At 69.9% G+C, this 12571-nt stretch carries 13 protein-coding genes; 6 read left to right on the top strand and 7 right to left on the bottom strand.

The features are described 5' to 3' along the window. Positions 1-81: 81 nt before the first annotated feature. A complete protein-coding gene (locus tag ACLJPY_RS21085) occupies positions 82-978 on the top strand; it encodes a hypothetical protein (protein ID WP_410590793.1) in 897 nt (298 codons plus the stop codon). Positions 979-1045: 67 nt separating this feature from the next. On the opposite strand, the gene ACLJPY_RS21090 is transcribed toward ACLJPY_RS21085, so the two are convergent. The 6 genes from ACLJPY_RS21090 to ACLJPY_RS21115 form a co-directional block, all read right to left on the bottom strand. Beyond that, entirely contained in the window at positions 1046-2215 is a 1170-nt protein-coding gene (locus tag ACLJPY_RS21090; RefSeq protein ID WP_410590794.1) for an ABC transporter ATP-binding protein, read from the bottom strand. 4 nt (positions 2216-2219) lie between these two features. Then, positions 2220-3059, bottom strand: coding sequence for a carbohydrate ABC transporter permease (locus tag ACLJPY_RS21095; RefSeq protein WP_410590796.1), 840 nt, complete (start codon positions 3057-3059; stop codon positions 2220-2222). Further along, positions 3059-4030, bottom strand: a complete 972-nt coding sequence (locus ACLJPY_RS21100) for a carbohydrate ABC transporter permease (protein ID WP_410590797.1) — start codon at positions 4028-4030, stop codon at positions 3059-3061. The genes ACLJPY_RS21095 and ACLJPY_RS21100 overlap by 1 nt, the downstream gene beginning before the upstream one ends. After that, on the bottom strand, positions 4027-5349 hold the full coding sequence (locus ACLJPY_RS21105; RefSeq protein WP_410590799.1) for an ABC transporter substrate-binding protein: 1323 nt from the start codon (positions 5347-5349) through the stop codon (positions 4027-4029). The genes ACLJPY_RS21100 and ACLJPY_RS21105 overlap by 4 nt, the downstream gene beginning before the upstream one ends. A gap of 241 nt (positions 5350-5590) precedes the next feature. Further along, entirely contained in the window at positions 5591-6112 is a 522-nt protein-coding gene (locus ACLJPY_RS21110; RefSeq protein WP_410590800.1) for a general stress protein, read from the bottom strand. A gap of 143 nt (positions 6113-6255) precedes the next feature. Next, positions 6256-7452, bottom strand: coding sequence for an acyl-CoA dehydrogenase family protein (locus tag ACLJPY_RS21115; RefSeq protein WP_410590801.1), 1197 nt, complete (start codon positions 7450-7452; stop codon positions 6256-6258). 140 nt (positions 7453-7592) lie between these two features. On the opposite strand from ACLJPY_RS21115, the gene ACLJPY_RS21120 reads away from it, so the two are divergent. Both ACLJPY_RS21120 and ACLJPY_RS21125 read left to right on the top strand, forming a co-directional pair. Then, complete coding sequence (locus ACLJPY_RS21120) at positions 7593-8033, top strand: DUF4190 domain-containing protein (RefSeq protein ID WP_410590802.1); 441 nt, start codon at positions 7593-7595, stop codon at positions 8031-8033. A gap of 97 nt (positions 8034-8130) precedes the next feature. Then, on the top strand, positions 8131-8838 hold the full coding sequence (locus ACLJPY_RS21125; protein ID WP_410590804.1) for a DUF4190 domain-containing protein: 708 nt from the start codon (positions 8131-8133) through the stop codon (positions 8836-8838). On the opposite strand, the gene ACLJPY_RS21130 is transcribed toward ACLJPY_RS21125, so the two are convergent. Beyond that, on the bottom strand, positions 8835-9719 hold the full coding sequence (locus ACLJPY_RS21130; RefSeq protein ID WP_410590805.1) for a slipin family protein: 885 nt from the start codon (positions 9717-9719) through the stop codon (positions 8835-8837). The genes ACLJPY_RS21125 and ACLJPY_RS21130 overlap by 4 nt on opposite strands. Positions 9720-9813: 94 nt before the next feature. Here ACLJPY_RS21130 and ACLJPY_RS21135 point away from each other — a divergent pair, with 94 nt between their 5' ends. The 3 genes from ACLJPY_RS21135 to ACLJPY_RS21145 are packed head-to-tail and all read left to right on the top strand — an operon-like array spanning position 9814 to position 12569. Then, positions 9814-10788: an aminoglycoside phosphotransferase family protein gene (locus tag ACLJPY_RS21135; protein WP_410590806.1), complete on the top strand. Its 975-nt coding sequence runs from the start codon at positions 9814-9816 to the stop codon at positions 10786-10788. Between the two features lie 10 nt (positions 10789-10798). Further along, positions 10799-12076: a magnesium transporter MgtE N-terminal domain-containing protein gene (locus ACLJPY_RS21140; RefSeq protein ID WP_410590807.1), complete on the top strand. Its 1278-nt coding sequence runs from the start codon at positions 10799-10801 to the stop codon at positions 12074-12076. Further along, a complete protein-coding gene (locus ACLJPY_RS21145) occupies positions 12069-12569 on the top strand; it encodes a DUF1003 domain-containing protein (RefSeq protein ID WP_410590809.1) in 501 nt (166 codons plus the stop codon). The genes ACLJPY_RS21140 and ACLJPY_RS21145 overlap by 8 nt, the downstream gene beginning before the upstream one ends. The last annotated feature ends 2 nt before the right edge of the window (positions 12570-12571 follow it).

Consider the following 12571-nt stretch of genomic DNA (forward strand, 5'->3'; position numbering starts at 1 on the left):
GCCGCGGGAAGTCAGGAAGATAGTGAGAGATGTCCCCGTCAGGGCTGGCTTTTCCGCGTGATGTGGTGATACTTGCACCCCGTGTACCCGCGTCCGAAATGCTTGGCCGTCGCGATGCTCTGCGCCCTCCTCACCGGTGGCTGCGCCACGACCCGGGCCGAGCCCGCGCCGGACCCCGGACCCACCCCGCTGACCGCCGCGGCCGCGCTCGGCGACTTCGGCACCGTCGACTACTGCAGCCTGCTGGACGTGCCGTCGGTGGCGCCCGGTGCGGTCGCCGTCCCGACGTTCGAGAACTGCCACGCCGAAGCGGGCCCGCGCACGATCCTCGTCGGGCCGCTGGCGTTCGACTCCGACCCGAACCTCAAGCCCTACGACTACCCCGGCCCGGTGCCGGACGGCGTCGCGATCCAGCAGTCGATGTTCAACGACCGCAGCGCGTGCACCCGCGCCATCACCTTCGCCGACGGGAACCGGCTCGACGTGTCGGTCACCGACGGCACCGGCGACCAGGCCGCCCGCTGCGGTGTCGCGGACGCCGCCGTCGGCTCGGCGCTGGCCGCGATCACCGGGAACAAGGTCGGGCGCCTGACCTTCCCCGACCGCTCGTGGGGCCGGGTGGCGCCGTGCGTCCTGCTCGACGACCACGCCCTCGACGGCGCGGCGGGCCCCGCCAGCCGGCCGGCGACCGGCCTGTCCGGGCACAGCTGCATCCGCGGCAAGGTGAGCCTGAAGCTGACGGTGGAAACGACGGAACCGGCGACCGCGCCGGAGACCCTCAGCGGCCGTGAGGCGCGGGTCCGGGTGGCCGGCGCCTTCTGCCTGGTCGACACGACACAGCCGGCCCCGGGCCTGCCGGGCCACCGCGAGCTCGCGGAGATCAGCGTCGTCGAAACCGCCGGCACCGCGGGGGACGCCACGTGCGCCCAGGCCCGCGCCGCGGCGAACGCGATCTTCCCGCGGCTCCCGGCGCCGTAAGAGCCGGGAAAGCCGAAAGGCCGCCTCGGGGAGCGCGGAGCTCCTCGAGGCGGCCTTTCGGACCCGGTCAGTCCTCGTAGGTGAGGTTCTTGCCGTTCGAGGGGTCGAACAGCTTGATCTTGTCCGCGTCGTACCAGACCTGCAGGTCCGCGTTCTCCTTCGCGGCCGACTCCGCGGAGAGGCGGGCCACGATCTGGGACTCCGCGCCCGGGACGTCCGACGAGCCGCTGTCCGCGGCCAGCTCGGCCAGCTCTTCGGACGTGACCGACTCGCCTTCCAGCGTGAAGTGGGCGAACTTCTCCGAACCCATCGACTCGAGCACGTCGATGTGCGCGGTGAACGTGGCGCCGGGGGTCTGGACCAGCGCCGCGTCCTCGAAGTGCTCCGGCCGGATGCCGACGATGACGTCGCGGGGCGCGTTCGCCCGCTCCACCAGCTGCCGGACGCGGTCGGTCAGCGGCGTCGTGCCCAGTGCACTGCGCAGCTCGTTGTTCTCCAGCGTCGCCGGGACGAAGTTCATCGACGGCGAGCCGATGAACCCGGCCACGAACAGGTTCGCCGGGTTGTCGTAGAGGAACTGCGGCGAGCCGATCTGCTGCACGTACCCGGCCCGCAGCACCACGACCCGGTCGCCCAGCGTCATGGCCTCGGTCTGGTCGTGCGTCACGTACAGCGTGGTCGTGCCGAGCTGCTTCTGGATCTTCGACACCGACGTCCGCATCTGGCCGCGCAGCTTGGCGTCCAGGTTGGACAGCGGCTCGTCCATCAGGAACGCCTTGGGGCTGCGGACGATCGCCCGGCCCATCGCGACCCGCTGGCGCTGGCCACCGGAGAGGTTGGCCGGCTTGCGGTCCAGGTGCGCGGTCAGGTCGAGGATCTTCGCCGCCTCTTCGACCTTCGCCCGCACGGTCTTGTCGTCGACCTTGGCCAGCCGCAGCGGGAAGGCCATGTTCTCCCGGACGCTCATGTGCGGGTAGAGCGCGTAGGACTGGAACACCATGGCGATGTCCCGGTCCTTCGGCGCCTTCTCGTTGACGCGCTGCCCGTCGATCCGCAGCTCGCCGGCGGAGATGTCCTCCAGGCCGGCCACCATGTTCAGCGTCGTCGACTTCCCGCAGCCGGACGGGCCGACCAGGATGATGAACTCGCCGTCGGCGATGGTGATGTCCACGTCGGACACGGCGAGAGCGCCGTCGGGGTACTTCTTCGACACCTTGTCGAGCACGATCTCTGCCATAGCGCTACCCCTTCACCGCACCGGAGGTCAGCCCCGCCACGATGCGACGCTGGAAGAACAACACGAACACAATGATCGGGATGGTGATCACGACGGCGGCCGCGCACACCTGCCCGGTCGGGTCCTCGAACTGCGAGGACCCGGTGAAGAACGACAGCGCCGCCGGCACCGTGCGCGACGCCGTGGTCGACGTCAGCGAGATGGCGAACAGGAAGTCGTTCCAGCAGAAGATGAACACCAGGATGGCCGTGGTGAACACGCCCGGCGCGGCCAGCGGCGCGATCACCCGGCGGAACGCCTGCGCCGGCGTCGCGCCGTCCATCTTCGCCGCCTTCTCCAGCTCCCACGGGATTTCGCGGAAGAACGCCGACAGCGTGTAGATCGACAGCGGCAGCGCGAACGTGATGTAGGGCAGGATCAGGCCCGGCCACGTGTCGAACAGCCCGAGGTTCCGCTCGATGTTGAACAGCGGCGTCACCAGCGACACCTGCGGGAACATCGCGATCAGCAGGGACAGCCCGACCAGCAGCTGCTTGCCGGGGAAGTCCAGCCGGGCGATCGCGTACGCCGCCATCGTGCCCAGCACCACCGCGATCACCGTCGAGATGATCGCGATGCCGATCGAGTTGACCAGCGCCCGCAGGAACTCCGACGTCTGGAAGATGTCCGCGTAGTTCTGCCAGGTCCACGACTGCGGGACGAACGCCCCGTCGGTGATCGTGTCCTTGGTCTTGAACGACAGCGAAACCACCCAGAGCACCGGCACCAGCGCGAACACCAGCACGAGGATGTCGACGAGGCCCCACCTGACCTTGCGGCCCGTCGTGACGGTTCCCATCGTCATCAGCGCTTACCCCCGTTGTCCGAACCCGGTGCGGCCGTGCCGAACACCTTGATGAAGATGAACGCGATGATCGCCACCGTGATGAAGATCAGCACCGCCATCGTCGACCCGATGCCGAGGTTGAGGCCTTTGACCAGGTTGTCGTAGGTCTGCATGGACACCGAGCCGGTGTCCTGCGCGCCGTTGGTGAGCACGTAGATGTTGTCGAAGATGCGGAACGCGTCGAGCGTGCGGAACAGCAGCGCGACCAGGATCGCCGGCTTCATCACCGGCAGCATCACCTTCGTGAACCGCTGCCACGCGCTCGCGCCGTCCATCGCCGCGGCCTTGAGCAGGTCGTCCGGCACCAGCGCCAGGCCCGCCATCAGCAGCAGCGCCATGAACGGCGTGGTCTTCCACACCTCGGCGCCGATGATGATGAACAGCGACGGCCACTGCTCGGTGAGCGGGGCCGCGTCCGAGGCGAGCATGTTCGCCAGGTACCCGGTCTTCGGCGTCCACGCGTAGTACCACGAGAACGCCGCGACGACCGTGACGATGCCGTACGGGATCAGCGCGACGGTGCGGACCAGGCCGCGGCCGACGAGCGTCCGGTGCATGATCAGCGCCAGCGCCATGCCGAGCACGAACTCGATCGCCACCGACACCACGGTCAGGAGCATCGTGGTGCCGAACGCCGTCCACCAGTACGAACTGGACAGCACGGCCGCGTAGTTGTCGAAGCCGACGAACTGCTGCTGCGACGGGAACCGCAGGTCGTACCGCTGCAGCGACAGCCAGATCGAGTAGAGGATCGGGTAGCCGGTGACCGCGATCATCACGATGAACGCGGGCGCGCAGAGCCACAGCCCGAGCCGCCGCTCGGCCTTCTTCCCTTCGGACAGGACGGGTTTGCCCTTCTTGGGCGGGGCCGCCGCCGGGGCGGCCGTGGCCCCGGCGGTGCCGGCCGGGGTCGAGTCCTGGACGGTCACGGGATCACTCCCTTCGACTGGAGCGCGTCACCGAGCTGCTCGCGCAGCTTGGCCGCGGTGGCCTGCGGGTCGATGTCCGACGGCGGCGAAAGGATCTTCGACATGACCGTCGAGGCGTTCTGGTACGCCGGGGTCAGCGGACGCACCGCCGCCGTCTTGAGCGCGGCCAGGATGGCCTCGCGCATCGGGTACTGGGTCGCCATGTTCGGGTTGTCGGCCGACGCCGGCTTGCTCGGATCCAGCGGAACGTCGTTGTGGTACACCGATTCGATGCTCGGCGGCACGCCGTCGTTGATCGCGGAGATCTTCTGGCTTTCCGGGCTGCGCAGGCACAGCGCCGCCTCGAAGGCCTCCGGCTTGTGCTGCGAATAGGTGCTGACGGCCAGGTCGAACCCGCCGATCGTGGTCCGGGCGGGCACGCCGGGCGCGGCCGCCGGGTAGACCGCCCACTTGAAGTGCGGCAGGTCCGCCTTCTTGTCCTTGGCGTAGGCGGCGTAGACGTAGGGCCAGTTGAGCTGGAACGCCGCCTGGCCGCGCTGGAACGCCTGCCGGATGTCGTCTTCCTTCATGTTGCTCAGCGACGGGTCGGTGAGCCCGGAGGTCGAGACCTTCTTGAGCAGTTCCAGCGCCTTGACGGCACCGTCGTCCATCACCACGGACTTGCCGTCGTCGGACAGGATGTGCCCGCCCATCGACGCGACCAGCGTGTTGTAGAAGACCACCAGGCCTTCGTACTGCGCGCCGGTGAACACGATCTCGTACGGCTTGCCCTGGGACTTCAGCTCCTGGGACTTCTGCATCATCTCGTCCCACGTCGCCGGCGGTCTCGGCGTGACGCGGTCGTCGTACCAGAGCAGCTGCACGTTGGTGTTCTTCGTGGCCGCGTAGAGCTTCCCGTTGTGGGTCGCGGTGTCCAGCGGTCCCTGCAGCACCCCCTGCGACGCCTCGGCCTTGTTCTGGCCGGTCCACTCCTCGGCCCAGCCGGCCTCGGCGAACTCCGAGACCCACGTGACGTCGAGCCCCAGGATGTCCATGGCGGTGTCACCCGCCGCCAGCCGGCGCGCCATCTGCAGCCGCTGGTCGTCCGCCCCGCGGGGCAGCTTGTTGTAGACGATCTCGTACTTGCCGGCGGCTTTCTGGTTGCAGCCGTCGACAACCTTCTGGAAGTTGTCCTCGGGCGACATGTAGACGTTGATCTTGAGCCCGGAACTCGTGCCGCAACCGGCGAGCACGCCGGTCACCAATGCCCCTGCCCCCAGCAGGACGGCGGTGCGGCCGGGCGACCGTCCTCGTTTACCCGCGCCGATCCTCTTCCCCATAAGGCCTCCTCACCCGCGTGCACGCCGGTTACCGCGGTACCCGGAGGGCACCGCGGCGCGATGAGGCGAAACCGCGCCAGCACCCCGACGTGCTAGTGCTCGGGCCGCCGCGCTGGTTGGGCGAGGCCGCCCGACTGTGTCGGCCAACTTATGCCGGGCGATCACACCCCGCAAGCAGTATCGGTAACGATTCAGCCCACCGCGCGTCGAATTGTGATTTTTCCCTGCTAGGAGCGGGGTTCTAGGGGTTGGCCGTCGGCGGTTTGAGAGCGAGCTTCGCCAGCAGTTCCCGGCCCTGTTCGGCCGAGCGCGGCTGGCACAGGACGTCGTAGCGGCCGGCGACGAGCTGGCTCGCCGAGGAGAAGTCCCGGCGGCGGCCCCGCGACATGCTGTACCCGATGGCGGCGAACATCAGCCCGGACAGCACCCCGAGCACGACCCCGGTCAGCACCTGCAACGCGAAGCCCTGGTTGACGAACAACCCCAGCAGCAGCCCCGCGAACAGGCCGAACCACGCACCGGACACCGCGCCGGTGCCGAGCACGCGGCCCCAGGTGAGCCGCCCGATCACGCGCTCGACGAGCATCAGGTCGACCCCGACGATCGTGACGTCGCCGACGGCGAACTCGCTTTCGGCGAGGAAGTCGACCGCCTGCTGCGCCTCGCCGTAGGTCGCGTACGACCCGATCGGCCAGCCGGTCGGCGGGGTCGGCAGCCGCGGCAGGCCACCGGGCGCCCGCCCCCCGCCAAAGGGACTACTCACATCATCACCTGCGCACTCGTTGTCCGGGCGTCCATCTTGTCAAGAACGCCCGGACCGTGCGAGCCGCTTAGCCCGAAAGGCCGGGCGGTCGATTGTCGACAGAGCGACAAACCGGCGGGGGCACTTTCACGGGAAAGTGCCCTTCAGGAACGGGACTTGTACTCCCGCAGCAGGCCGCGGCTGATGATCGTCTTCTGGATCTCGCTGGTGCCCTCGCCGATCAGCAGGAACGGCGCCTCGCGCATCAGGCGCTCGATCTCGTACTCCTTCGAGTACCCGTAACCGCCGTGGATGCGGAACGCGTCCTGGGTGACCTCGGCGCAGTATTCGGAAGCGATCAGCTTCGCCATCCCGGCCTCGACGTCGTTGCGCGCGCCGGAGTCCTTGAGCCGGGCGGCGTTCACCATCATCAGGTGCGCCGCTTCGACCTTGGTCGCCATCTCGGCCAGCTTGAACGCCACGGCCTGGTGCTCGGCGATCGCCTTGCCGAACGTCTTGCGCTGCTGGGCGTACTCCACGGCGAGTTCGAACGCCCGGATCGCGATGCCGCAGGCGCGCGCGGCGACGTTCACGCGGCCGACCTCCACACCGTCCATCATGTACGCGAAGCCCTTGCCCGGCGCTTCGCCGAGGACCATGTCGGCACCGATCTCGTAGCCGTCGAAGACCGCCTCGGTCGTGTCGACGCCCTTGTAACCCATCTTGTCGATCTTGCCGGGGATGGTGAGCCCGGGCGCGACCTCGCCGAAGCCCTCGGGCTTCTCGACCAGGAACGTGGTCAGGTTCTGGTGGGGCTTCTCCGCGCCTTCGTCGGTCTTGACCAGCAGCGCGATCAGGTTGGACGACCCGCCGTTCGTCAGCCACATCTTCGAGCCGTCGATGACGTAGCCACCGTCGGTCTTCTTCGCCTTCGTCTTGATCGCGGCGACGTCCGAACCGAGGTCGGGCTCGGACATCGAGAACGAGCCGCGGACCTCGCCGGTGGCCATCCGCGGCAGGAAGTGCTGCTTCTGCGCTTCGGTGCCGTGGCGGGTGATCATGTGCGCCACGATGAAGTGGGTGTTGATCACGCCGGAGACGCTCATCCAGCCCCGCGCGATCTCCTCGACGACCAGCGCGTAGGTCAGCAGCGATTCGCCGAGCCCGCCGTACTCCTCCGGGATGGTGATCCCGAACAGGCCCATTTCCTTCATCCCCGCGACGATGTCGGCGGGGTAGGTGTCGGCGTGTTCGAGCTCCTGCGCGTGCGGGATGACCTCCTTATCCACGAACTGGCGGACGGTCGCGAGGATCTCCGACTGCACGTCGGTCAGGCCGGCGGTCTGGGCGAGACGGGCCATCACGGCTCCCTTTCCGGAGTACGACGCCGCTCCCGGCGCTGGGTTACCGGTGAGTATGACCCGAAAGCCGAAACCCTGCTATGAGGGCGCTCACGCTCGGCGGGTCCGGCCCCGTAAAGTGCGACGGGAGGGGAGAGATCATGACTTATCCGCAGGACCCGAACAACCCGTACGGCGGGCAGCCGCCGTCGGGGGGTTACCAGCAGCCCGGCTACCAGCAGCCCGGTTACGACCAGCCCGGCTACAGCCAGCCCGGTTACGGTCAGCCTGGTTACGGTCAGCAGTACCCGAGCGGTGGTTATCCGCAGTACTCCGGCTACCCGGGGATGCCGGGGCCGCGCGAAGGCTCGGGCCTCGCGGTGGGCGCGCTCGTCTGCTCGATCCTCGGCTTCGTCCTGTGCTTCCTGATCGGCGTCGCCGGCATCATCATGGGCCACATCGCCCACGGCAAGGCCAAGCGCGGCGAAGCCGAAGGCCAGGGTGTCGCGCTCGCGGCGATCATCGTGGGCTACGCCGGGATCGCGCTCAACATCGCGTTCTTCGCGCTCGGGATCGCGCTCGGCTTCCTCGGCTACGCGTGACCCGGACGCCGGGGCGCCCCCCGTTTTCGACTCTACCGGCGACCACCGACAATTCCGCCGAGCCGTCGGCCTCCCACCCGCACCGAGGGGACCCGTCATGACCGACCTGTCCGGGGACAAGGACCGCCCGGCCGCCGACCCGGCCGCGGCGTACGACCCGCCGCCGGCGGCCGACCCCGCGCCGTACGAGCCGGAGAACTACGACCCGCCCGCGGCCGACGCCACGATCGCCTCGGAAACGCCTTCGGACCCGCCCGCCGCCGATGTCCCCGTCACCGAAGCCGCCGCCACGGAGGTCCCGGCGGCCGAAGTCCCGGCGGCCGAAGTCCCGGCGGGCTGGGAGCCGACCGTCGCCGCCGAGCAGCCGGGCCAGCTGCCGCCGGGGGCGTACGAAACGCCGGCGGCCTACATCCCCGGCACGCCGTACGCACCGCCGCCGCCCGGTCAGCCGGTCCCCCAGGCCTACCAGCAGCAGCCGTACCCGCCCGCCTACGGGCAGCCGTACGCCGCACCGGCGCCGTACGGGCAGCCGTACGGCCAGGGGTATGCGACGCCGCCGCGCAGCCACAACGCACTCGCGATCGGCGCTCTCGTGTGCTCCATCCTGGGCTTCTGCTCCGGGATCACCGCGCTCGCCGGGCTCGTCATGGGCCACATCGCGCTGAGCAAGACCAACCGCGGCGAAGCGGGCGGCCGCGGGCTGGCCACGGCCGCCGTGATCGTCGGCTACGTCGTGGTCGCGCTCTGGGTCGGGTTCTTCACCACCCTGATCATCCTGGGCACGAACGGCTACCTGGGCAGCTAGTCCGCCGACGGCAGCACCGCGTCGCCTGGACTGCGTGGCGACGGCGTCGCGTGGCCGTTCACCTCCGGCTTCGCCTCGACCTGCTCCGGCTGCGGTTCGGGTGCGGCGGCCGGCGCCGGGGCAGCCGGCTTCGGCGTCTGCGCGTCGAGGAACCGCAGCAGCTCGACCGGGAACGGCAGCACCAGCGTCGAGTTCTTCTCCGACGACACCTGCACGACGGTCTCGAGCAGCCGCAGCTGCAACGCCGCCGGGGTGTCGGCCATCTGCGCGGCCGCCTGCGAGAGCTTGTACGACGCCTGCAGCTCACCGTCGGCGGAGATGACGCGCGCGCGTCGTTCCCGCTCCGCCTCGGCTTGGCGCGACATCGAGCGCTTCATCGCCTCCGGCAGGGCGACGTCCTTGATCTCGACGCGGTCGATGTGGATGCCCCAGTCCAGCGCCGGGCTGTCGATCATCAGCTCCAGGCCCTCGTTGAGGCGCTCGCGGTTGGAGAGCAGGTCGTCGAGGTCGCTCTTGCCGATGATCGAGCGCAGCGACGTCTGCGCGACCTGGCCGACCGCCGAGCGGTAGTCCTGCACGTTGACCGCCGCGACCACCGGGTCGATGACCTTGAAGTAGACGACGGCGTCGACGCGGACCGTGACGTTGTCGCGGGTGATGCCGTCCTGGGCGGGCACGGGCATGGTCACGATCTGCATGTTGACCTTCTGCAGCCGGTCCGCGAACGGCACCAGCAGGGCCAGCCCGGGTTCCTGGACCCGCGACCGCACCCGCCCGAACCGGTAGACCAGTCCGCGTTCGTACTGCTTGACGACGCGCACGCTCGACGCGAGCCAGGCCCCACCCGCGATGACGACGGCGCTGAAGATCTCCACCAGCATGGCTGCCTCCGGGGGCTTCCGACAAGCCCTGAAAGCCCAGCGTACGCCCGCGCCGACCGTGACGAAATGCGCTGGACCGGCTCACCAGACTGGGGTGGTGACCGATCTCCGCGTCCCGCCGCTGTTCGCCGCCCGTGCGCCGAAGGTGCTCGGGCGGGAGGCCGTCCCGTGGCTCGCCGCCCTGCCGGAGCTCGCCGCGGCGTACGCCCGCAAGTGGGACCTGGCGTTCGAGGGCGAAGCCATGCACGGCTACGTCGGCGTGGTGCAGCCCGCGCGGCTGCCCGACGGCACGCCGGTGGTGCTGAAGCTCGGCTGGCGGGACGCCGAGTCCGACGGCGAACCGCTGGCACTGTCCACATGGGCCGGTCGGGGTGCGGTGCTGCTGCTGGCTTCCGCGCCCGACGACGGCGTCCTGCTGCTCGAACGGCTCGACCCCGGGCGCACCCTCGACGACCTCCCGCTGCGCTCGGCGGTCCCGCTCATCGGCGGCCTGGCGCGGCGCTTGGCCGTCCCGGCACCCGTGTCGATGCGCCGGCGCCTGCGGGCCGAGGCCGCGCGGCTGACCGAAGAACTCCCCCGCCGCTGGTCCGAGCTCGGCGAGCCGTTCGACCGGCGGCTGGTCGCCGACGCCGTCGCGATCTGCCGCGAACTCGGGCCGTCGGCGGCTGAAGTCCTGGTGAACGAGGATCTGCACTTCCAGAACGTCCTCGCGGGTACCCGTGAGCCGTGGCTGGTGATCGACCCGAAACCGCTGGCGGGAGACCTCGAGTGGGGCGTGATCCCGTTGTTCTGGAACCGCTTCGGAGAGTCCACACCGGACGAACGGTTCGCGGTGATCGTCGCGTCGCAGGAGCTGGACCCGGCGAAGGCACGGGCCTGGACGCTCGTGCGGGCCGTGCAGAACTGGATCTGGATGCTCGAGGAATTCGCGGAATCGGGCGAAGACAGCGACGACCCGGCCTTGATCACAGTGACATCCGGGGCTTCGCCCCGGGCCGGGGGCTCCGCCACCCGGACCCCCGAAATAAGCGGGGTGGCGGAGATCGCTGTCTGGGCAGCCAGCCGATAGTGTCTGCCCCATGGCCGGGGTCAACAGGGTTTTCGCAGCTCAGCTGTCCGGGTTGCCGGTTTTCGGCCCCGACGGCGAGTCGATCGGCCGGGTCCGCGACCTGGTCGCCGGGCTGCGGCTGGACGCGCAGCCGCCGCGGATCCTCGGGCTGGTCGTCGAACTGAGTACCCGGCGGCGCGTCTTCGTGCCGATGCTGCGGGTCACCTCGATCGAGCCGACCGCCGTCACGCTCGCCACCGGCTCGGTCAACATGCGCCAGTTCAACCAGCGCCCCAACGAGGTCCTGGTGCTCGGCCAGCTGCTCGACGCGCACGCGACGCTGGCCGGCCCGGGCACCCGGATCACCGTCGTCGACGCCGGCATGGAGCCGACCCGCACCCGTGACTGGGTCCTGGCCAAGCTCGCCATCCGCGAGCGGCGCCTCGGGCTGGGCCGCCGCCGGTCGACGATGCAGGTGCTGCCGTGGTCGGAGGTGGCCGGGCTCGGCCTGGCCGACCTCGCGCGCCAGCCCCAGGGCGCCGGGCAGCTGCTCATGCTGTTCGACACCATGCGCCCGGCCGACATCGCCGCGACCGTGCGCGACCTGCCGCTCAAGCGCCGCCACGAGGTCGCCGACGCGATGGACGACGAGCGCCTCGCCGACGTCATCGAAGAGCTGCCGGACGACGACCAGAAGGAGCTGCTGGCCTACCTGGCCGAGGAGCGCGCGGCCGACGTCCTGGAGGCGATGAACCCCGACGACGCGGCCGACCTGCTGGCCGAGCTGGCCCCGGCCGACCAGAGCCGGCTGCTGGAGCTGATGGAGCCGGAGGAGTCCGCGCCGGTCAAGCGGCTGCTGGAGTACTCGTCGGACACCGCGGGCGGCCTGATGACGCCGGAGCCGGTGGTGCTGACCCCGGACACGACGATCGCCGAGGCGCTGGCCCACATCCGCAACGCCGAGCTGCCGCCGGCGCTGGCCAGCATGGTGTTCGTCTGCCGGCCGCCGACCGCGACACCGACCGGGCGGTACGTCGGCGTCGTCCACTTCCAGCGCCTCCTGCGGGAGCCGCCCGCGGAGCTGGTCGCCAGCGCCGTCGACACGGGCCTGCCGCCGCTGAAACCGAAGGCCTCGCTGGCCGAGGTCACGCGGTACTTCGCGGCCTACAACCTGACCTGCGGCCCGGTCGTCGACGCCGAGGACCACCTGATCGGCGCGGTGACCGTCGACGACGTCCTCGACCACCTGCTGCCGGAGGACTGGCGCGAAACCGGGCTCCACGACACCTTGGAGGAAGAGCGTGCCTGAGCTGACTTCGGGACGGCGGCTGGACCAGCCCCGCGGCCAAGCGCGGTTCAGGCTGAACATCGACCCGGACTCCTTCGGCCGGTTCACCGAGCGGATCGCGCGGTTCCTGGGGACCGGGAAGTACCTGTTCTGGCAGACGCTGCTCGTCGTCGTCTGGATCGTGCTGAACATCACGGCGGTGTCGCTGCAGTGGGACCCGTACCCGTTCATCCTGCTCAACCTGGCTTTTTCGACGCAGGCGGCGTACGCGGCGCCGTTGATCCTGCTGGCGCAGAACCGGCAGGACGACCGCGACCGCGTCTCCCTGGAAGAGGACCGCAACCGGGCGGCCCAGACCAAGGCCGACACGGAGTACCTGGCCAGGGAGCTCGCGGCGCTGCGGCTGGCGATCGGCGAGGTGGCCACGCGCGACTACCTGCGCAGCGAGCTCGACCGGCTGCGGGAGGACCTGGACGTAAAGCCCAAGAAGTCACGCACTCCTACCGGCTCGTAACA

Source organism: Amycolatopsis sp. lyj-23 (assembly GCF_046549135.1).
Lineage (GTDB): Bacteria > Actinomycetota > Actinomycetes > Mycobacteriales > Pseudonocardiaceae > Amycolatopsis.